A 22,019-nucleotide genomic window follows, 5' to 3' on the forward strand; every position below is an offset into this window, starting at 1 on the left:
TGTATGTTCCTAATCGTAAATTGGGTGAAAACGGTTAAAGGCAGCTTCACAAAAGTGCCCAGGGTCGTTAAATCGGCGATTACTGTTAAGCGCAGAAATTTGCGCCATTTCTTGCTCTGTTAATTCAAAATCAAACAGTGCGAGGTTTTCTTTCATGCGTGCAAGTTTTGAAGTTTTTGGAATAATGGCTGTGCCGCGTTGCACGCCCCAGCGAAGAACTACTTGTGCTGGCGTTTTGCCATGATTGTGTGCAGCCGCTTTAACAACGCTTTGCTCAAGAACTGATTCAGTTTTATCAGCCATTTCTAGCTCAAGGTATGAAAGCGCACCCAGTGGTGAAAACGCAGTAACCGGAATATCGTACTGCTTAGCTAATCTTACTAATCGCTCTTGCGTTAAATAAGGGTGCGACTCAATTTGCAACATAGCGGGTTTGATATTTGCGTAGGTCATTAAATCGTGAAGCAGCGCGCTTGAGTAATTACATACTCCAATGCGTTTAGCTTTGTTGTTATGTACTTGCTCTTCCATTGCTTGCCACGTTAAATATAGCGGCACTTTTGCCAGCTCCATTTGTGGATTTTGCGCGTCTGGGTCAACAAACCACTCTGGTGGATAGCGGGTTTCTATTGGCACAAATGTTTGCGCAATCGGAAAATGAATTAGGTATAAGTCTAGGTAATCTAGCTTTAAATCACTCAGTGTTTTATCAATCGCGAGGCCAACATGCTCTGGTGCATGAAAGGTATTCCACAGTTTTGATGTTACCCATAATTCTTCGCGAGTACATAAACCATCGTTTATTGCTTGGGCTATGCCATCGCCTACTTGTTCTTCGTTACCGTAGTCTGATGCGCAATCAAGATGGCGGTAACCTGCCTTAATGGCTTGGTATACCGTTTGCGCACAATCTTCTTGTGCTACTTTCCATAAACCGAACCCTACTGGAGGGATATTATTTAATGAACTCATTGGGAATTCCTGTTAAAAATGCATAATGACTTGGGTCTTGTATAAGACATAAGTTATTATACGAATCAAACAGTGTCAATACTGTGTTAACAGCAAAGCAGTAAATGGGTGGGTTAAAAAACCTACAGGCAGCAAAAAGGCAGCGTTTGCTGCCTTTAAAAAATATTTAATTATTATGCGCTAAAGTGGGTTTTTAGCACTAAACACGCTTTTAATTAATCAAGTTCAATTTGATAGTGGTAATGATCGCTACGGCATTTGCTTTGGCGGTATTCAATACGTTTACCTTCGATTGATTCGGTAATGCGTGATACCAACAGCAGTGGATCGCCAGCTTTTATAGCAAGCATTTTGGCATCATCCATTGTAGCAAGTACGGCCTTAATACTGTCTTGGGTTTTGTGTACAGTTTGGTTAAATTTGGTCTGATAGTAATGGTACAATGTATGCGGAATATCACTGCTTTGATGTATATCAGGAAAGTAGCTTTGCGGTAGGTATATAGTTTCGCTCATGCAAAATTCGTTATTAAGAATGCGCCTACGAACAAGCTTGGTAACTTTGTCTTTTTTATTGAGTTGTAACGCTTCTATTACTTCAGCGGGCGCTGCACAAAGCTCAACCGATAGCAGTTCAGCCTTTGGCAAATCGGCACCTTTACCGTCGGCTTGTAACGGAAAAAACCTAAATAAGGCATCTTGCGCAGTATGCTCTGATACAAACGTACCAACGCCTTGGCGACGAGTCACTATTTTATTGTCGGTTAATAAATTAAGTGCTTTACGAACCGTACCTTGGCTTACGTTAAATTCTTCAGCAAGGCGAAATTCGCTTGGTAGTGCTTCGCCAGGTACCCAACGTCTTTCAACAATGAGCTGTTTAATATAATCAGCCACTTGTAAGTAAAGTGGTTGAAAAGCCAAGCTTGGGCCACTTAATTTGTGATCAAACATAGAGTTACTCATTATTATTTACCATTAAATTTAATCCACCTGTAGTTATAGCATAGGTGAAACCTTTTACGCATATTTGCGCTAGCTCAATTAAACGTGAACTACTGCTGTAGTGTTTAATAGGCGCAGAATATACATTATGCCTAAAAACAAATCGTTACACTACAATAGCTCACCCTTAGGGAATTAAAAGTGCTCAGTATATCTTTTGAACTCATTTTGCTTATGGCGCTGTGCCTAAGCCTTGCCACTGTAATGCAAACTCTTAGCGGGTTTGGCTTTGGGTTGCTGGTGGTTGCAAGCTTTACGTTGCTTGATGTATTACCACTTACGGCAACTACATTTTTAGTGAGTTTGCTGGGGTTAGTTAATTCAACAACCGTGGTCGTTAAAAACCGCAGTTCGGTAAAAGTACCCGAGCTAAAACTTATGTTGTATACCGGTATTCCACTAATGCTGTTAGGTTTTGTGCTACTTGAGTATATGTCGTCGCATTTAACACACTATTTAAATTTTGCTTTAGGTGTAAGCATTTTGCTTTGCTGCGCTTTAATGCTGATTGGCCGCGAGCGTGCAAATAAACAAAGTCGTCCTCGTTCATTTTTAATAGCCGGTGGAGTAAGTGGGTTACTTGGTGGGTTGTTTTCAACCTCAGGGCCGCCGCTTGTGTTTCAGTGTTATAAGCAAAGTTGGTCTATTGAAGCTATTCGCAGTACGTTATTAGCGGTATTTACTATCGGCGGGTTAGTACGTGTAGGTATCGCCTTATTTGGTACTTTGCCGGGGCTCGACATTATGTTTTTAATTGCAGCGGCTATTCCCTTAGTGTTGTTAGTTACGCATTTTGCTCGTAAATTAACGCCTTACGTTGACGCTAAATGGATACGCATTATAGCTATTACGTTACTAGGACTGAGCGGCGTATCGCTGGTGGCTACATCGGCACCTGGCATTTTTTAAAAATTGCGATGTAAATAATTCATCTTGAGTTTATTTACGTTGACATGGGGATTACAATTATTTAACTTGTGTCTTATACAAGACTAATAATTGGTTAAGGAACTCCCATGAATGCATTTGAATTACGTGAGCCAGACTGGAACGCAATAGAGCCAGCACGCTTAACCGCACAGCCAAAGTTACAAGGTAATGTGTTGGTTTTGCCCACTCAGTTTGGTGATATTAGCGTAACGATAAGCCAGTTTGGTTTACGTTTAAATGCAGGCACCACGCATGACGAGCAGTTTAGAATATTAACCACAACCCCATCAGAATACCCCCTCACACTTAGCAAAAACAATAATGATTACAGTGTAAGTGGTGGCGAATATCGCCTAGAGTTTTACTGCGACCCTTTTCATTTCAAACTTTATAAAAACGATGAGCTAGTGCAGCAATCAGCAACCGATGGCCACTTTGTACGCCAGCATCGTTTACCGCCACTGGCTAAAACTGATAACGGCTGGATATTAAGCTTAGAGCTTAACTACGATGAGGCCGTGTATGGTCTTGGCGAAAAATGGGGAAAGCTTGATAAACGCGGCCAGCTTATTCGTTCATACAACCACGATGCGCTAGGCGTTAACGCCGAAAAGTCTTATAAAAACACCCCGTATGCATGGAGCCCAGAAGGCTGGAATTTATTTGTACATACAGCCGCGCCTGTTACCCATGGTGTAGGTTATGCATTATGGTCGCAACGCGCATATGTATGTTTAGTTGAAGATGAGGCGCTAGATGTATTTTTATATCAAGAACAAACACCAGCCCAAAGCATCAACCGTTACTGCGAGCTAACAGGTTTTGCACCGGTACCACCGCAGTGGAGCTTTGGTGTTATTTTATCAAAAGCGTATTACAAAGATGCTCACGAATTACTTAGTGTTGCCCGCGAAGTACGCGCTAAAAATATGCCGTGCGATGTAATTACTCTTGATGGCCGTGCATGGCAAGACACCGATACTCGTTTTGCCTTTGAATGGGACCCAGCACGCTACGCAGACCCAAAACCGGTGCTTGATGAACTAAAAGCGATGGATTTTAAAATTTGTGTGTGGGAATACCCGATGATCTCGGTAAATAACCCATTATTTGCTAAAGCGGCCGAAAACGGTTGGCTAATAAAAGACAAACGCACAGGTAAAGCGTATCAATACGAGTGGGATTTAAGCCCATTTGGCGAAGTACTTACGCCACTACCTGAGTCGGGTATTTTAGATTTTACGCACCCCGACGCTTACGAATACTGGCTCGAATCGCACAAGCCATTGTTTGAGCTTGGCGTAGATATGATAAAAGCAGACTTTGGCGAACAGCTAGAAGACGAAAACATGGTATCGCACAGTGGCGACAGCGGCATAAGATTACACAACGTTTACAGCATGTTGTATAACCGCTGCGTTTTTGAGGCCGCCGAAAAATACTGTAAAACAGGGCCATTTTTGTTTAGCCGTTCAGCATGGACTGGCAGCCAACGTTTTCCTGCACAATGGGGCGGCGACCCACAGGCCGATTGGCAGGGTTTAGCGGCAAGCATTCGTGGCAGTTTAGCGTGGGGTATGTCGGGTGGGCCATTTTTTGCAACCGACATTGGTGGTTTTTACAAAGACACCCGCGATGCAGAGCTTTATGTACGCTGGGCGCAAGCGTCGGTATTTAGTGCGCATATGCGCTTACATGGTATTGGTCCTCGCGAACCTTGGTCTTACACAGAGCAAGCAAGTGATGCGGTATTTGCAGCGCTTAAATTACGCTACCAGTTAATTCCGTACTTACAAACATGTGCCATACAAGCACAGCAAACTGGCTTGCCAATTCAGCGTGCAATGGTTTTAGCATTTCCTGATGATGTGCTAGCGCATAGTTTTGATCAGCAATTTATGTGCGGTGAAAAATTGTTAGTAGTGCCGTGTGTCGTACCAAACGGTAAAGTGAAGTTTTATTTACCACAAGGCAACTGGATTCGCTTTCCTGATAAACAATCTTACGAAGGTGGTAAGTACTACGAGCACAAACTCGCACTTGAAGAAATGGCAGTATTTGTACGCGAAGGCGACAGCCTAATGCTTGGCCCAGAGGTTCAACACACAGAACAAGACATGAGCCAATTAACAGCATGGCCTAAATAAATCTCGGCTTAATAAAAAACACACTACACACATACAACACACAATAATAAAGATATTAGCTTACTTTTTACCGAGTAAAGTAAGCTAAAAGGGGCGCAAGATGGAAGGTATGAACATTACCATGACACTGCTATCGTGCTTGGCGTTTATGGCGCTGGTGGGATATATCTCGTACCAAAAAACCAAAGGAGAAGTTAACACCCAAGATGGCTACTTTTTAGCGGGTCGTGGGTTAACGGGTACGTTTATAGCAGGGTCGATGATCCTCACAAATTTATCAGCAGAGCAACTAATTGGCCTTAATGGCTCAGCCTATGGTTACAACCTAAGCTCAATGGCTTGGGAAGTAACCGCAGGAGTATCAACCATCATTATGGCGTTGATCTTTTTGCCTCGTTATTTAGCGGGTGCGTTTTCTACCTTGCCTGAATTTTTACGAGATCGTTTTGACGATACCGTACGACGCATGACGGTGATCTTATTTATGGTAGGGTATTGTTTTATAACGATCCCTTCGGTTTTGTACTCAGGATCAATAGCCGTACTTAGGCTGTTTGATGTTCCTACCTTATTAAATATGAGTTACGAAGCAAGCCTGATTGTGACCATTATTACAGTGGGCTCAGTTGGCGCTATATACGCTGTTTTTGGCGGTTTAAAGGCGGTTGCGGTATCAGATACCATTAACGGTGTTGGGTTATTAATTATTGGTATTCTAGTGCCCACACTGGGTTTGATAGCACTGGGCGACGGTAGTTTTTCAGAAGGGTTAAGCACCCTTGTAAACACCGATACAGAAAAACTCAACGCTATTGGTAGCGAAGATGATCCCGTGCCATTTGGCACTATTTTTACAGGTATGATCCTCGCTAATTTGTTTTATTGGGGTACTAATCAGTACGTGATCCAGCGTACGCTGGGCGCTAAAAACTTAGTAGAAGGGCAAAAAGGCGTGTTGTTTTCAGGGTACTTTAAAGTGTTAGTACCGTTTATGATGATGATCCCAGGCGTTATTGCTTACCATCTTTATAAACACGAAAGCCTACCCACTATCGATTTAGCTTACCCACATTTAGTGAAAGAAGTGCTTCCACAGTATTTATCTGGGTTCTTTTTGGCCGTATTGCTAGGTGCTGTATTTAGCTCATTTAATTCACTGCTCAATAGCGCGGCAACCTTGTTTTGCTTAGACGTTTATAAGCCAATGAAAAAAAATAAGGTAACAGACAGCCAACTTATAAAAGTAGCCAAAATTACTAGTATTGTTATTGCCATATTGTCGTTTATAACTGCGCCATTATTGATGTTCGCACCTGAAGGTTTATGGCACATAATTCGTGTGTTTACAGGCTTTTACAACATTCCGGTCATCACAATTGTATTGGTAGGTTTGTTTACTCGAAAAGTGCCTGCACTGGGCGCTAAAGTCGCGATTATATTCCATATTATTGCCTACACCTTGCTTAAATTTGTATGGGATGTAGACATTAACTTTATTCATATTTACGCCATTTTGTTCTTAATTGAATTGGTGATAATGCTGGGTATTGGTTACTACAAACCACTTAAAACACCATGGCAATTTACACGCAAAGCTGAGGTAGACCTTAACCCTTGGAAATACGCATTACCTTGCGCAATTGTATTAGTAAGCTTGATTGTTAGCTTATATATATTATTTTCGCCACTCGGATTGGTTGGTGGAACCAGTGTGTACTTTGTACCAAGTTTAGCTGCTGTATGGTCTACAGCCTTAGTGCTTAGCTGGTGGAGTGTACGTCGTTGGCAGGTTAGTTACGAAAATAGCTTAGCGCGTATTGGTGCTAAAAACGCCGCATAACCTGCGGCTATATTCTGTATACCAAACTTAAATCACATTTAATTCACATAATGTTTGCATTAGTAAGATAGTTTGTTTAAATTTAAAGCTCTTATATAAGATATAAGAGCTTTAAGGAAAGTATCACACACTGACACCGCTTTATTAGCAACACACACAATTGCTAGCGCGGTACCACACAGCACACACGCACAATATGGAGAATGACATGAGAGCTAAAAAGTCCGTCTTAAGCTTGGCAGTCACGTTAGCAATGACAACCGGTTTAGCGCTTAGCGCGCAGGTACATGCGCAGCAAGAGCAAACCGAACAAGAACAACAAAAAACAGAAACAGCTAAAAACGATACGTTTGAAAAAATAGTCGTTACTTCACAAAAAAGAACGCAAAGTTTAAACGAAGTACCTGTTGCGGTATCGGTACTTAATAGCGATCAAATTAATTCAGCTTTTGCTAATAACATGGAAGGCTTACAGTCACTTGTCCCTTCAGTTAGCTTTAGAAAAGGCACCACAACCCGTAACTCAGCGCTAACAGTGCGTGGTATTGGTACTATTTCATTTAGTATTGCTGCCGAGCCAAGTGTAGCAACTGTTGTTGATGGCGTGGTGCTTGGGCGCTCGGGTCAAGCATTTGCCGATTTATACGACGTAGACCGCATTGAAGTATTACGCGGGCCACAAGGTACATTGTTTGGTAAAAACGCCTCAGCAGGTGTGGTAAACATAACAACAAAAGATCCCTCGTACGACACAACAGGCAGCGTAGAAACCTCGTTTTATCAAGATAACGAATACCGTTTTAAAGGCGTTATAAGCGGCGGTTTAACCGACGACCTAGCGGCAAGCCTAACGGTATTTAAAGGTAAATTTGACGGTTACATTGATAACGTTTACAACAACGAAAAAGTAAACGGTTACGACCGTGAAGGTGCACGTGCTGTATTTAAATACGAGCCAGAGGATGACTTAAGCGTAAAATTTATTGCTGAATTTTATAACGCAGATGACGACTGTTGTGCCGACTTAGAAGCACTACCAAGTGGCCGTAATCCAGATTCAAAATCAGTACCAAACAGTAACGGTATTGTTGATGGCGTAGCCGATATTGATTTAGACCAACGCAGCGTTGATCACGATTACGAGTCGCGCACAATTGACGAACATAGCGCGTTTTCGGTACAGGTTGATAAAACAATTGGCGACTATACATATACTTCAATTACTGCACAGCGTTCGTGGGATAACACAGAGTACCGTGAAGGCGACTTTACCTCTATTGCTGGCGACAGCAGCGAGCCGGTATTTGACGCGCCGTTTCAATTACACGATTTAGGTGCACAGCAATGGGATCAGTTTTCGCAAGAATTTAGAGTTACATCAAACCTAGCTGGGCCATTTAACTATGTTGCTGGCTTATTTTATTGGAACATGGATTCACAACGTAACTTTACTCGCGATGCTAGTTGTCAAAATAATGGTGGCCAGCTTGATAGCGCAATGGCTTTTTACGCGCAAAATAACTTATCGGGCGCTGAGCTTGATACAGCGCTTGCTGATTTAGAAGGTTACACACAAGGCCTAGGTGTTAGCTGTAACGCAAACGATATTGTATCGGCCACTGCTTTTATGAGCACAGAATTTAATAACTGGGCCGCTTTTGCCGATGGTACTTACGATTTATCTGAAGATTTACGCGTATTATTTGGTATTCGTTACACCGACGATGAAGTGTCGTACACGCATCGCCGTGTAAGTAATGATGTGTATGGCCGCACCGGTGTAGGCGTGCGCCCAGCAACACTAAATACAGATGATGAAGGCAAAGCCGAAGAAACCAACGTATCGGGTCGTTTAGGTATGCAATACGATTTAGGCGATGGTCAAATGGTATACGGTACTTACTCGCAAGGTTACAAAGGCCCTGGTTTTAATATTTATTATAACTTTAACCCAGACACCGATAGTCGCGAAATAGCACCTGAAGAGTCTGACGCTTATGAAATAGGCTACAAATACGCAAGCCGCGAATTTGTATTTAACATGGCGCTTTTCAGAACCGAAATTGAAGGCTTTCAAGCTAACAACTTTGACTGTTCAGACGGCACTTGTATTACGCGCTTAACCAATGCGGGTGATGTAAGTACACAAGGTGTTGAAGTTGACTTTATGTGGGCTGCAACAGAGTCGCTAACGCTTACCGGTGGTGTTGCTTATATTAAAGCTGAAATTGACGAGTTTAATTGTCCGGCAGAGGTAGCCGCAGGTTCATGTACTGACCGCTCAGGTTTAGATGTACCATTTTCGCCAGATCTTAAATATTCACTAACGGCTGATTACTTTATTGAAACCGACCATGGTTTCAACGTACACATAAACGGCTCTTACATTTACACCGATGAGCAATACTCAGACCTACCAGACAACGTAGGCGAATTTAATCCAGCTGCTTTACTACCAGATTACGGTATTTTAAACGCAAGTGTGGGTTTATCGTTTAAAGATGACGCGTTTAGAGTGTCGCTTATTGCTAAAAACTTAACCGATGAAAGCTACGTAACTACCTACAGTGGCGATAACTTCCGTTACCAAATACCACGTGATGCAGAGCGCTACTTTGGGGTATCGTTTAAAGCACGTTTTTAATATTTAAATAATTCTCTTAATAATTTCCCTACAAGCGCAACGTTTTACACGTTGCGCTTTTTTGTGACTTATCTTTGTAATAGTTTAGTCATTTTACTTTCATTAAAATTACCTTTATCAGTCACATCTGTTTTCTATAGTGCAGCGGTTGATCTTTTTTGTGTTTACACATTTCAAAAAATAACCACTAAACAATGGGAATTACGGATGAAAATTAAAAAAGTCGCTGCGGCAATCGCGCTAACATTTGCGTTTAGCGCAGTTAGCCATGCTGATGTACTACCGCAAAGCCAAAAAGACAGCAGCTGGTATAGCGCTGCGCAAACTAAACTAACAACAAAAACAGCACAAGCGCAGGCTACACAAGCCACTAAAGCTAAAAACGTCATTTTATTTGTGGGCGATGGCATGGGTATTTCTACACTTACCGCCGCGCGCATTTTACAAGGGCAGCGTAATAACCAATCTGGCGAAGAAGGTTATTTAAGCTTTGAAGAGTTCCCATACTCTGCACAAGTTAAAACGTATAACGTAGATGCTCAAACTCCCGACTCAGCAGGCACGATGACGGCTATTATTTCGGGTGTAAAAACCGATGTGGGCGTTATTGGTGTAGACGAAGATATTGAACGCGGTGTGTGTTCAACAGTGGCAGGTAACGAGCTAATTACCGCAACCGAATTGGCTGAAATTAAAGGGCTATCTACTGGTATTATTTCTACAGCACGTATTACTCATGCAACTCCTGCTGCCACGTATGCTAAATCGGCTGACCGTAACTGGGAAGACGTATCAGATATGCCAGAAGATGCCGTAACGGGTGGCTGTGAAGACATTGCATCGCAACTGGTTAACTTTGAAAAAAACCTAGAAGCACGATTTGTAGGGACCGACGTAGACGGTCTTGATTTTGTAATGGGTGGCGGTCGCCGTCACTTTTTACCAAAAGACGAAACAGCTAACTCAACAGACGCAGTAAGCGCTATAGAAGGCGATCGTACTGACGAGCGCAACCTAGTGACTGAGTGGCAAACACAATACCCAGATGCTACGTACGTAATGGATCAAACAGGCTTTGATGCAATAGCAGACGACGCCACTAAAGTATTTGGTTTATTTAACGAATCCCACATGCAATACGAAGCTGACCGCGCAAATGATGTAGCGGGCGAGCCTTCACTTACCGATATGACCACTAAAGCAATTGAAGTGCTTGGTAAAAACGATAATGGATTTTTCTTAACGGTTGAGTCGGGTCGAATTGACCACGCGCATCACGCGGGTAATGCATACAACGCGCTTAACGACACCATTGAGTTTGCTAAAGCCGTGCAAGCAGCGGTAGATAACACCAACCCAGAAGAAACCCTTATTTTAGTAACCGCCGATCACAGCCATGTATTTACCATTGCTGGCTACCCTAAGCGTGGTAATCCAATTTTAGGTCAAGTAGTTGCAGTAGGCGAAACAACACCAAGCTTAGCCGCCGACGATATGCCGTACACCACAGTCGGTTACGCAAATGGCTTAGGTTTTAGAAATCTAGGCGACGAGACTGATGCTGATGCAAGCTACACAAGTGCTGCTGTAGCAGGGCGTGTTGAGCTAAATGGCGTTGATACAACAACCCCAGGTTTTCACCAAGAAGCAACTGTACCAATGGGTTCAGAAACACACGCAGGTGAAGACATATCTTTACATGCGAAAGGTCCTGGTGCTCAGCTAGCACAAGGCGTAATTGAACAAAACGTTGTATTTCATTTAATTAATCAAGCTCTTGAACTAACTCAGCAATAATGGCGGCTAACATGAACAAATTAACGGTACTTTCTTTGGCAGTAATGGTCGCGCTAGCAGGTTGCTCGAGTGACGATAACAAAAATGAAAACAATATTATCGCAGTAGATAACGTTATTGCAGTGGGCTCTGAGCAGTGTATTAACGGCGGTGTAGAGACGCAAGTAGGCGCAGATACCAATAATAACGACGTGCTAGATAGCGACGAAGTTAACTCAACTAATTTAGTGTGTAATGCACCTGCAACGTCGTTAACAAGTGAGCAGTTAGCCTCGCTCACTAGCAATACTTGGTTTAGTGAAGCACAAACAAAATTAGGTGCAGCACAAACAGCCAGTAGCAACATTGTTACTGAATCAGGCAAAGCTAAAAACGTAATTTTATTTGTGGGCGATGGTATGGGTATTTCTACCATAACCGCAGCACGTATTTTAGCGGGTCAGTTAGAGGGCGAAATGGGTGAAGATCACCAGTTAAGCTTTGAAACTATGCCTTTTTCGGGCTTTGTAAAAACATACAACGTAGATGCGCAAACGCCAGATTCGGCAGGCACTATGACTGCAATGGCATCGGGCGTTAAAACCGACGCAGGCGTTATTGGTATTGATGAAGCGGTTGAACGTGGTAATTGTGCATCAGGCAAAGGGCACGAACTTGTTACCTCGTTAGAGCTTGCTGAAATTGCAGGCAAAGCAACAGGGATTATTTCTACAGCGCGTATTACTCACGCAACACCAGCTGCAACGTATGCTAAATCGGCAGAGCGTAACTGGGAAGATATCTCCGATATGCCAGAAAGTGCTGCAACGTGTGAAGATATTGCATCGCAACTGGTTAACTTTGAAGCCAATCTAGAAGCACGCTTTAGTGGTGTTGATGTAGACGGTATTGACGTAGTAATGGGCGGCGGTCGTCGTCACTTTTTACCAAAAGATGCTGCGTTTAATTCAACCGATGCAGTAAGTGCTGTTGAAGGGGATCGTACAGATAACCGCGACTTAACCGCAGAGTGGAAAACGCAATATCCAAATGGCACGTACGTAATGGATCAAACCGGTTTTGATGCAATAAGTGACGACGCCACTAAAGTGTTTGGCTTATTTAATGAGTCCCACATGCAGTACGAAGCTGACCGCGCAAACGATGTAGCAGGCGAACCTTCGCTTTCACAAATGACCGAAAAAGCAATAAACGTACTTGATAACAACGAGCAAGGTTTTTTCTTAACGGTTGAGTCGGGTCGAATTGACCACGCGCATCATGCGGGTAATGCTTATAACGCGTTAAACGACACTATTGAGCTTGCCAAAGCCGTTAAAGTGGCGATGGAAAACACCAACCCAGAAGAAACATTAATAGTTGTAACTGCCGATCACAGCCATGTATTTACCATTGCTGGTTACCCTAAACGCGGTAACCCAATTTTAGGTAAAGTGGTTGCAGTAGGCGCTACTGAGCCAAGCTTAGCTGCCGACGATATGCCTTATACAACGGTTGGTTACACCAATGGTGGTGGCTTTAGAAACTTAGGTAGCGAGACAGATGCCGATGCAGGTTATGCCTTTGCACCTGTTACAGGGCGTGTTGATTTAACAGATGTTGATACAACAACACCTGGTTTTCATCAAGAAGCACTTGTACCAATGGGCTCTGAAACACATGCCGGTGAAGACGTAGGCGTTTATGCAATGGGACCAGGTGCACACTTGGTAACAGGCACAAACGAGCAAAGCTTTTTATTCCATGTAATGGACTTTGCCGCTGACTTTGTAAAAGCAGCAGACGAAAAACTAGCGCAATAAATACCGCCTAGTTATAAATTTAGTTAAATATATCTAAATAAAAAACCCCGCATACTTTGCGGGGTTTTTGTCATTAAACTGACATTTATAATCGTTATGTTATTGCCATAAACTTGAAATATAAATAAGAGATAGCTAAATGAAAAAAGCGTTATTAATAATTGCCACGCTTGTAAGTACAAGTAGCTTTGCCTCACAATGTGATATTGATGCCAAGCGTTTAAAAGCGGATTATAAAATTACCAACAGCCATAAAGCGCAGCAAAGTAGCGAGTCACTTACCCTTTGGCGAAACAATCAGCAAGTAGCGCATCAAAGTGAAGTAATAACCGAGCTTTGGCAGCACTTAGCCAATAATCAAATACGCCCAATACGTTACTTTAATGCCCAGCAACGCGGTATAGAATACCAACCATCTGAGGTACGCGGCGTACAAAATTGGAGTGCTAAAAGTCAGCTGGTGGATAACCACTTAATCGAAAAAATGACCTTAGTGAGCACACAAGGCAAAGGCTGTGATGAAGTAAAAAACTATACACTGAGCGAAAATGGCAACGACTTTAACCTTGCCTTTATTACGCATTCAAAATTAGTTAAAACATTTAGTATTAGTAATAAAAAAGGTCAAACAAGTACATTGCTAAGCCTTAATAATGTAAGCACTGATGTGCCATTAATTAGTGCTCAATTTGCACAGTGGGATCGCTTTCAAACCACCGATTACGCCGACATTGGCGATAACGAAGGCGACCCATTTTTGGCTAAAATGATAAACCTTGGTTTTATAGAACACAGCGCAACAGGTTTTTACAACCAGCAGGGCGAGGCTATTCAAGGCGGGCATCACCACTAGGTCTTAGCGTTTTTAAATGTAGTAGCTCATAGCTAAAAATAATAGGTGGCTATGAGCTACAAGCCAATATTCAATAAGCCATTCCCACCCAAATAACCCAATCACGCAGGCTTCTTCTTACTTTGAAGTAACTCTTCATTACCAGCATATTTATAGTTGGTAATAATTTACACTATTTGATATTAATAGAAGTTCTCATCATAGGGACATTGATACGATAAAATTAGGAAAAATGTCCATTGGTAATATATCAACTAACATCGTGATCATTGGGGCTACAATGAAGCAAGCGGATCAAATTATAGAGCTATTACAAGACACATCATTCCCTCAGGTTGTATTACTTGATGGAGCATGGGGGAGTGGTAAAACACACTTTATTAAGCACTATTTAAGAGCAAAAATTGAAGAGCTATTTGGTCAAAAAGTCTATTTTTTCTCTCTTTATGGTATTTCAAGTATCGATGACTTTAGAGATAAAATCATCTCATTATCGCTGACTGACAAAGAAGAGGCTTCTGTATTCGCAAAGTATTTCTCTAAAGCCATTGATGGAGCAGCACAGAACCTTGGGGAAAGAGGGATTGGTGCTGTGTTAAGTGGGGCTGCTGGAGCATATAAATACAAACTATATGGTGAGCTTGATGATTGTATATTGATTTTAGATGATTTGGAGCGTGTTGCTGATGAAAAGCTAATTAAAAATATTTTAGGTGAGAGTTTAAGTTTAGCTGAGTCAAAAAATATAAAAGTAGTTGTTGTTGCAAATGAGGACAAACTTAATTGTAAAAACGATATTGAAAAAGTATTTGCGGATAAATATAAATTTAGCTTTACACATGAGGAGGTGGTTTCAATCCTTAAAGCAGAATATGAAAACCTTGATGATCAATTAGCTAACGAGCTTCTTTTAAATATTACTGCAATAAACTCTAAAAATATTAGAGTTTTAAAAAGAGCTTTATCAAAGTTTACACGTATTCAAAGAGAAGTATCTGAAATAAAAAATGTTGTGCTTGACCAAGCACTGTCGGGAATTTTAAGTGATATAGTAAGAATTTGTTGTGCGAAGTTTGAACATTCCTTCTCTAAAGAAAAAATTATCGATGCAATTGATTCGAGAGTTATAAGGCAAATAAAAAAAAGTAATGACGAAGCAGAAATTGAAGGTTATAAAAAATTAGATGCAATATTTGAAGGCGCGATTAATGGATCGAATCAGAAGTTATTAAGTTACTGTTGTGATGGGCTTTATGAATTCTCCAACTTAGAAGTTGAACTAAATTTACCAATGAGACAGACGCTCCTAGATGCTATGCAATCTATATGGGTTCAAAACCAATTATCAGAAAGTGATTTTAAACAGGGAGTTCAATTACTAGAAGAGTACATCTTCTCTAAAAATGATATAGATATTTACAAGTGGTTTAGCACTTGTGATATATACATATATATGCAGACTAACAAAGTGATCGAATCGACAACGTATACGAAAGCTACCCTGTTAAGATTATGTGATGATATTGACGTTAATCAATTTAAAATTACAGCAGTAGAGGATGATTTTGATCAAAGAAGCCGTATTAGTTTTTACAATGAAGAGGTTGATAAAAGATTTAACTTGAAGAAAGCAGAGTTAGAAACTTTAAAGGCTAGTAATAAAAACTCGGAATTTTCTCAAAAATTTCAAGCATCATGGGCTAGTGTAAAAAATGAAGCTCACCAAAATTTGATGCACACGCCATTTTTTCAAAATCTTAATGTAAATATTGTCAAAGCAGCTCTTCAGACTTGGTCTAACGAGGAGGTTTTTCAGTTCGTAAGATTCATTAATGAGAGATACCGCTTTAGTAATATTGACGATTTTTTTCAGCCAGAATTAGAAGCTTTAAAAACAATATCTTCAATGGTGGGCTCTTTATTAAAAGAGATTGGTTTTGGACTAAAAGTAGCTAGTCTGAGTGAGCTTCATGAAAAGTTACTTGAAGCTCACTCTAAAATGGAACTGAATATTTCAAAAAAAGAGCAAATAGCTGGACAGTGAACTATTCAATCAGATGAACAATAATCGTCTTTTTCTACTACTAGATTATTTTATTCGTTATTGCCTCTCAACGAGGCAATATCATAGTTTACTAATCACCTAAACTACTCCAAATGAGCATCATCAGGCTTTTTGGGTCTATCAGCTAGCTCTGTTAGGCCATCTTCGCAATCGCCGCTGTCGCAGGTATTTAAATCGCTTTGTGCTTGTTTATCTTGTTGCAGCACTTGTTTTAAATCTTCCATGCGTTGGCGAACTGCTACGCCGTAGCTGGCGTCGTCGCCCCACAGCTCGGCAAGTTGCACAACCGCAGCGCGGTCGTGGTCTCTAAACAGCTTACCAGCACGCTCTGCATCTTGTTTAGTGTTACCTAATAGCTCGAGTGCTTCTACGGCAAGGTTAATAGCTGAGTCGACTGTTTCGCGGTTAAACGCATCTACTTTTAAATTAAGTAACTGATACGCATGGCGGCGGTCGATTGCGCGAGCAACTATTTTAAGCTGCGGGTAGTTTTTATGCGCGAGCTTAATTATCTCAATGGTTTTATCGGGGTTATCAATTGCAATTACCAGCATTTGCGCTGTGTGCGCGCCTGCGGCTTCAAGGAGTTCTTGGCGTGCGGCATCGCCATAAAATACGGTGTTACCAAAACGGCGTAGTAATTCTATTTGGCTAGGGCTGTGATCAAGTACGGTAATTTCGTAGCCTTGCGCGTGCAGTAAACGCCCCATAATTTGCCCAAAACGTCCGTAGCCCGCAATAATTACGTGCTTAGCGGTGCTAATTTGCTCTGGCTTATCAAACTCAGGCAGAGCACTGCTGCTGCGTTTTTGTATTTGCTCATAAACCATAAGTAATAACGGCGCTATTAGCATTGATACCGCCACAACTAAGGTAACAAGGCTGGTTTGCTCGGGCGTTAAAATACTTAAGGTGGTGGTTACGCTTAAAAGTACAAAGGCAAACTCACCCCCTTGGGCAAGCGCTAAGGCAAATAATAACTGCTGTTTGCGGTTAATTTTAAAGGTAACGGCAAGGGCAAATAAAATGCAGGCTTTAACTACAATAAGTAAAACCACTAAGCCAATAACGGTACTAAACTCGTTAAATAGCAGTTCAAAGTTAATTGATGCGCCAACAGTTATAAAAAACAATCCTAACAGTAAGCCTTTAAAGGGCTCTATATCGGCTTCTAATTCGTGTCTAAATTCACTCTCGGCAAGTACAACGCCCGCTAAAAATGTGCCCAAAGCAGGCGATAAACCAATACTTTGCATAACCAGTGCAATAGCGACCACTAAAAACAGTGCAAAAATAGTAAATATTTCACGCATGTGTGTTTGGGCAATGTATCTAAATAACGGGGCCGATACATATTTACCGCCGGCAATAATAGCGGCAATAACCGCAACCGATACACATACTTGTTGCCATACAGGCCAGCTTGCAATAATTGAATCGCTGATTTCTTTTGTGCTAGTTTGCGGGGCAAATGCAAGCAGTGGCAATAGGGCTAAAATAGGAATAATTGCGATGTCTTGAAACAGCAATACCGAAAACGCGTTTTGTCCGGCTTCTTGCTTTAGCCAGCCTTTTTCTTCAAGGCTTTGCAGCACAATAGCCGTAGAGGAGAGCGCGAGCATTAAACCAATGGCGAGTGCGGTTTGCCAATGCATGGCAAAAAACCAATAACAAAATGCAAAAATTGCCGCTGCCGTTAACACAACTTGCAAGCCGCCAAGCCCTAAAATAGAGTGGCGTAATGTCCATAAACGCGAAGGTTGTAGTTCAAGACCAACTAAAAACAGCATCATTACTACGCCAAATTCAGCGAAGTGCATTACATCAGTTTGATCGCCCACAACACCCAGCGCATAAGGGCCAATGAGTATTCCGGCAATTAAATAACCTAATACTGAGCCAAGTCCGACTCGTTTAGCAATAGGCACAGCGACTATGGCTGCTGCTAAGTAAATTAAAGCAATTTCTAACACGCGTTTATCCTAATAACATCAAGGCTTTTAGAATGGCTTAGCTGCTTATAAAATACAATGGATTATATGGCTCAAAGTTGCTTATTTATCAGTAGCTATAACACTAATGGTTATAACTACTGGGCTAAAAATAGCACTTTGTGTTGAAGGGCTTGTTGGGGACTAAATATTACAAATACTTATAATTGCTGAGCTTGGTTGGCCTGAATCAGAATGGTAAATAGTAATGTTTGAGCTGATTGTATTTTCAACGTTTGTTTCAATTGCTGTTACTTCAAATTCGGCAGATGCAGGTAGGTCGATGTCTAATTCGCTATCGAGGTAAGTACTTCCGCTTTTTTGCAAAGTAAGTGGTTTTGTTTGATCAAAGCTAAATTGAAAGCTATCTGACGCTAAAAGTGTATCTACCATGTTAAAGCGTAGGTTAACTGTGTCGGGGCCTGAAAACTCAGCACACAAAAATACCGAAACCTCAACAGCTTGTAAAACGGGCATGCTATTTTGGCCTATATCCACAGTAAAGTTGCTTTGCGTAATTGCTACAGAGTTGTATTCCCCAGTTGCTAGCCTTTGATCTGCTGTTTTTATCGTTATTTTTTCACCTTGCGCTAAATTAACCTCTTCATCAAAAAAGCCATTTGTATTGGTGCTGTACTGCTGTCCATTAATTGTTAGCTGTGCATTGCTTATAGCCGCTTTTTGCACATTAGTGAGTTGTCCTTTAATACGACCGGTAAGTAGGGCAGAGTTAGTTACTGTAATTGAGAATTGCACACTTTTTGAAAATCCATCAGCATCAGTTGCTATAACGGTTAGCGTGTAACTACCTGTCATATCGGCGATAAATTCGGTAATACTTTGGTTTATATTGCTTAAGCTGGTGCTCGAGCCTGAAGGCGCTGATAGCGTCCAAGCGTAATCGAGAGAGGTTCCCTCTGGGTCGTAACTTTGGCTTACATCAAATTTAACTGCATTGCCCACTACATCGTAGCGTGATTGCTCCCCCGTGAAGCTAATTACTGGCAATGCGTTTTGTATTACATCAATTGTTAGGGTTTTTGTGTCAGAGAACTGCACGCCATCGTTAGTGCGTAACGAAATAACTACTTGTCCCTCTACTGATGCGCTAAACGTTGGTTTTGATATTGTATTACTGCTAAGCGTTGCTTGGCCTTGCGACGAAATGATTTCCCATTGGTAACTTAGTGGCTGGCCTTCTGGATCGTAACTATTGGAAGCATCAAGTAAAACTTGTTCATCAACCGTTATAGAGGTTTCATAAGTTACCAAAGTAACAGGCTTTTTATTGCTACTGGCATGCAGTGCTGAGGTTGCTTGGTTTGAGCTTAATTGTCCATCAGACACTGTAAGCACTACAACGTAGTTGCCTTCTTTATCGGCAACAATAGAGGGCGTTGCTGATGTGTTGTTAGTGAGTTGTGATGTACTATTTACAGGCTTGGCTTGTAACTGCCAGTTATAACTCAGCGTATCTCCGTCTGGGTCGCTACATTGTTGGCACTGCAAAGTGGTTGATTCGTTTAACGTAATATCACGTTCGGATTCAAGTGTTGCAACGGGGGCTTTATTACTTGTGGTAACAGTTAAAGTAACAGATGCGGTATCACTTTCGTTTTGTTGATCGGTAACGGTGAGTGAAAGCGTGTAATCTCCAGCTGTTGACGCTGAAAACCCAGCGGTATGATTTTGCATGTTTGAAAGAGCTGGCGTGCTGCCCTCGGGTTTTGATGTAATTGCCCAAGCATAACTAAGCGTATCGTTTTTATCGGGATCAGTACTTTGGTTACCATAAAGCGTAACAACTTCATTTGGGGCAATTGTATTATTTTCTACGTTTATAACCGCTTGTGGCGATGAGTTAGAATTAAGCGATTCACTTTTTATGAGTACGACAGTGCTTGCTGTATCACCTTGTGAATTAGTAACGGTAAGTTCAACCTTAAACTCGCCTATTTCGTCGGCAACAAACTGGCTTTTTACTTGAGTCGCATTTTCAAGCGTTGCATTACTTGCTACGGGCTTGGTAATAAATTGCCATTTGTATTGATTAATGGCGCCGCTGGTTGTGCTACTTTGCGCGCCATTTAAAAGCACAACATCACCTTGTTTAACGGTTTGTGTGCTACCTGCGTTAGCCGTTAGTTGGGTATTTGCAGTAACGGTGAATTGTTTTTGTGCAGGACTGCTTGAAAGCTTGCCGTCACTCACGGTTAATACTAATTGGTATTCTTGTGCTTCAGATACTGAAAACTCAACGGTACTTTCGTTATTAACCGTAATCGGTATTTCTACTTGTTCGTTTTTGCTGGTTAATTGCCATTGATAGGTGAGTGCATCGCCATCGGGGTCACTACTTTGTGCTGCGCTAAAAACGAGGGTGGTATTTACTTTAAACTCCGATTGCTCGGTGGTAATAACCGCAATAGGCTTTGTGTTAGTGCTGAGCGGTTTAGTTACTGTTTTGGGGTCTGAACCTCCAGAGCCACAAGCTACGAGGGTGAATAAAGCAGTAATTAAAACTAATAACTTCCATTTCATAATATTAATATCCTTTTAATAAGTTGAATATTAATATGTACCTAAATTAGATATAAAGCAAAAAAATAAATCAAATAAATAAATTTTCATTATTTTAGGAAATAGTTAACGCGAAACAGTGCTGATTTTAAATAATTTATACTTTGAGGGGAGTGCTTTATGCCCAGATTGATAGGGCATAAAGTATATTAAATGGCAGTTAAATAACGCTTAAATAAAGTTAGTCAGCTACTTTTACTGAACCGCTAATATTATCGATACTTACATCGCCCGAGCCCGACTCTGTAATAGTCAGCCCCTTTGCATGGTTAACGCGAATATCACCCGAACCGTCTTCAATTGTTACGCTTGAACCAATATGCTCAATGACCATGTCGCCAGAGTTATCATCAACATTAACAGCACCGCTTATATGGCTTATCACTAAATCACCCGATCCATCTTCAACGTTTAGCGAACCGGTTATGTTGCTCACGAGCATTTCGCCAGAACCATCGTCAATAGTTGCATTGCCGCTTACGTTGTTTATATGAATACTGCCAGAGCCGTCGGTTAATTCTAAATTACCTGCGATGTTTTCAAGGTTTACTTCACCAGATCCATCGTCAACAGTTAGGTTTTTAGCCCCACTTATCGTTAAATTCCCCGAGCCGTCTTTAACATCAATATTGCTTTGCATAGCACTTATTAAAATATCGCCAGAGCCATCATCAATATCTAAATTTAGATTACTTGGCACAGTAACCACTAAATTAATACTTGGAGATTGACCACTGTAAAAGCTAATACCATTACGGCTTTTATTTTGGGCAACAAGCTTTGCTTGTTTACCGTCTTGCTCGAGCGTTAGTTCGTATTCGTCTTCAATGTCGGCTGTGTAAATAGTGGCATCAACACTAATGCTGGTGGCCGTTTTTGAGCCTTTTATTTCAAGGCTACCTGCACCGCTTAATACATTTAAATATTCAAGATTATTGCTTGGCAGTGATAGCTGTTGAGTTTGCTTTACTGAGGCAACGCTTGGCGATATGTGAAATACACAGCCACTTAATAATAAAATGCCGCCAATAAGTGAAAGTGGTTTTGTAATGTTAGATACAGTTGATGAGCTCATGTTTAGTCCTTTGGTATTTATTGTTTGTATTTATATAAACAATATAGAGCAAAAATAAGGCCGAAATGTAAGTTATTGTTTTATATAGGGTGGTGGTTTTTTATGAAAGTTGAAATACTAATAAGTGGTTAAAATAACTAATTATTAATATAAAAGGATGCGCGATGCATCCTTTTATAATTGCTCTGCTTTTATTAGGTCGTGTTGAGCTTTGTGGATTGAAATTTGTTCAATCTAGGGGCGATTAAATCGCGGCGCGAGGTTTGTAACCTAGTGGACTAAGTAAAAACCGAGCAACAAAGAGTTAATCGTCCCTAGA

13 protein-coding genes are annotated in these 22,019 nt (G+C 41.3%); 8 read left to right on the forward strand and 5 right to left on the reverse strand.

Annotated features, from left to right (window positions below; translation table 11 throughout):
• Positions 1–9: 9 nt before the first annotated feature.
• Complete coding sequence (locus H5089_RS14490; protein ID WP_024595866.1) at positions 10–972, reverse strand: aldo/keto reductase; 963 nt, start codon at positions 970–972, stop codon at positions 10–12.
• Between the two features lie 215 nt (positions 973–1,187).
• Positions 1,188–1,937, reverse strand: a complete 750-nt coding sequence (locus H5089_RS14495) for a GntR family transcriptional regulator (protein WP_182712500.1) — start codon at positions 1,935–1,937, stop codon at positions 1,188–1,190.
• Between the two features lie 180 nt (positions 1,938–2,117).
• Between H5089_RS14495 and H5089_RS14500 the strand changes: the two genes are divergently transcribed.
• From H5089_RS14500 to H5089_RS14535, 8 genes are all read left to right on the forward strand, one after another.
• Positions 2,118–2,885, forward strand: a complete 768-nt coding sequence (locus H5089_RS14500) for a sulfite exporter TauE/SafE family protein (RefSeq protein WP_310735811.1) — start codon at positions 2,118–2,120, stop codon at positions 2,883–2,885.
• Between the two features lie 107 nt (positions 2,886–2,992).
• A complete protein-coding gene (locus tag H5089_RS14505; protein ID WP_182712501.1) occupies positions 2,993–5,053 on the forward strand; it encodes an alpha-xylosidase in 2,061 nt (686 codons plus the stop codon).
• Between the two features lie 100 nt (positions 5,054–5,153).
• Positions 5,154–6,893 (forward strand): solute:sodium symporter family transporter, encoded by a 1,740-nt coding sequence (locus tag H5089_RS14510; RefSeq protein ID WP_182712502.1) that lies wholly within the window; start codon positions 5,154–5,156, stop codon positions 6,891–6,893.
• 208 nt (positions 6,894–7,101) lie between these two features.
• Positions 7,102–9,537 (forward strand): TonB-dependent receptor, encoded by a 2,436-nt coding sequence (locus H5089_RS14515; protein ID WP_182712503.1) that lies wholly within the window; start codon positions 7,102–7,104, stop codon positions 9,535–9,537.
• Positions 9,538–9,744: 207 nt separating this feature from the next.
• Positions 9,745–11,334 (forward strand): alkaline phosphatase, encoded by a 1,590-nt coding sequence (locus tag H5089_RS14520; protein WP_039486975.1) that lies wholly within the window; start codon positions 9,745–9,747, stop codon positions 11,332–11,334.
• An 11-nt stretch (positions 11,335–11,345) separates the two neighbouring features.
• Positions 11,346–13,136 (forward strand): alkaline phosphatase, encoded by a 1,791-nt coding sequence (locus H5089_RS14525; protein ID WP_182712504.1) that lies wholly within the window; start codon positions 11,346–11,348, stop codon positions 13,134–13,136.
• A gap of 139 nt (positions 13,137–13,275) precedes the next feature.
• Positions 13,276–13,989 (forward strand): hypothetical protein, encoded by a 714-nt coding sequence (locus H5089_RS14530; RefSeq protein ID WP_182712505.1) that lies wholly within the window; start codon positions 13,276–13,278, stop codon positions 13,987–13,989.
• 280 nt (positions 13,990–14,269) lie between these two features.
• The gene (locus H5089_RS14535) at positions 14,270–16,033 is read left to right on the forward strand and encodes a P-loop NTPase fold protein (protein WP_182712506.1); all 1,764 of its coding nucleotides are present in this window, start codon (positions 14,270–14,272) and stop codon (positions 16,031–16,033) included.
• A 104-nt stretch (positions 16,034–16,137) separates the two neighbouring features.
• Here H5089_RS14535 and H5089_RS14540 read toward each other — a convergent pair whose 3' ends face one another.
• The 3 genes from H5089_RS14540 to H5089_RS14550 all read right to left on the reverse strand — a co-directional run bounded on the left by H5089_RS14540 (position 16,138) and on the right by H5089_RS14550 (position 21,700).
• Entirely contained in the window at positions 16,138–18,027 is a 1,890-nt protein-coding gene (locus H5089_RS14540; protein WP_182712507.1) for a monovalent cation:proton antiporter-2 (CPA2) family protein, read from the reverse strand.
• A 162-nt stretch (positions 18,028–18,189) separates the two neighbouring features.
• Entirely contained in the window at positions 18,190–20,586 is a 2,397-nt protein-coding gene (locus H5089_RS14545; protein ID WP_182712508.1) for a PKD domain-containing protein, read from the reverse strand.
• Between the two features lie 220 nt (positions 20,587–20,806).
• Positions 20,807–21,700 carry a hypothetical protein gene (locus H5089_RS14550; RefSeq protein WP_182712509.1) on the reverse strand — a complete coding sequence of 298 codons (894 nt, stop codon included), beginning with the start codon at positions 21,698–21,700 and terminating at the stop codon, positions 20,807–20,809.
• Positions 21,701–22,019 lie beyond the last annotated feature (319 nt).

Origin of the sequence: Pseudoalteromonas sp. SR45-1 (assembly GCF_014163655.1) — a bacterium.
Classification (GTDB): domain Bacteria; phylum Pseudomonadota; class Gammaproteobacteria; order Enterobacterales; family Alteromonadaceae; genus Pseudoalteromonas; species Pseudoalteromonas distincta.

Excerpts from the sequence above, each read along its gene's own strand:
- H5089_RS14550 (WP_182712509.1), bottom strand. The coding sequence starts at position 21,700 with ATGAGCTCATCAACTGTATCTAACATTACAAAACCACTTTCACTTATT.
- H5089_RS14530 (WP_182712505.1), top strand. The coding sequence starts at position 13,276 with ATGAAAAAAGCGTTATTAATAATTGCCACGCTTGTAAGTACAAGTAGC.
- H5089_RS14520 (WP_039486975.1), top strand. The coding sequence starts at position 9,745 with ATGAAAATTAAAAAAGTCGCTGCGGCAATCGCGCTAACATTTGCGTTT.
- H5089_RS14505 (WP_182712501.1), top strand. The coding sequence starts at position 2,993 with ATGAATGCATTTGAATTACGTGAGCCAGACTGGAACGCAATAGAGCCA.
- H5089_RS14535 (WP_182712506.1), top strand. The coding sequence starts at position 14,270 with ATGAAGCAAGCGGATCAAATTATAGAGCTATTACAAGACACATCATTC.
- H5089_RS14490 (WP_024595866.1), bottom strand. The coding sequence starts at position 972 with ATGAGTTCATTAAATAATATCCCTCCAGTAGGGTTCGGTTTATGGAAA.
- H5089_RS14515 (WP_182712503.1), top strand. The coding sequence starts at position 7,102 with ATGAGAGCTAAAAAGTCCGTCTTAAGCTTGGCAGTCACGTTAGCAATG.
- H5089_RS14525 (WP_182712504.1), top strand. The coding sequence starts at position 11,346 with ATGAACAAATTAACGGTACTTTCTTTGGCAGTAATGGTCGCGCTAGCA.
- H5089_RS14495 (WP_182712500.1), bottom strand. The coding sequence starts at position 1,937 with ATGAGTAACTCTATGTTTGATCACAAATTAAGTGGCCCAAGCTTGGCT.
- H5089_RS14545 (WP_182712508.1), bottom strand. The coding sequence starts at position 20,586 with ATGAAATGGAAGTTATTAGTTTTAATTACTGCTTTATTCACCCTCGTA.
- H5089_RS14510 (WP_182712502.1), top strand. The coding sequence starts at position 5,154 with ATGGAAGGTATGAACATTACCATGACACTGCTATCGTGCTTGGCGTTT.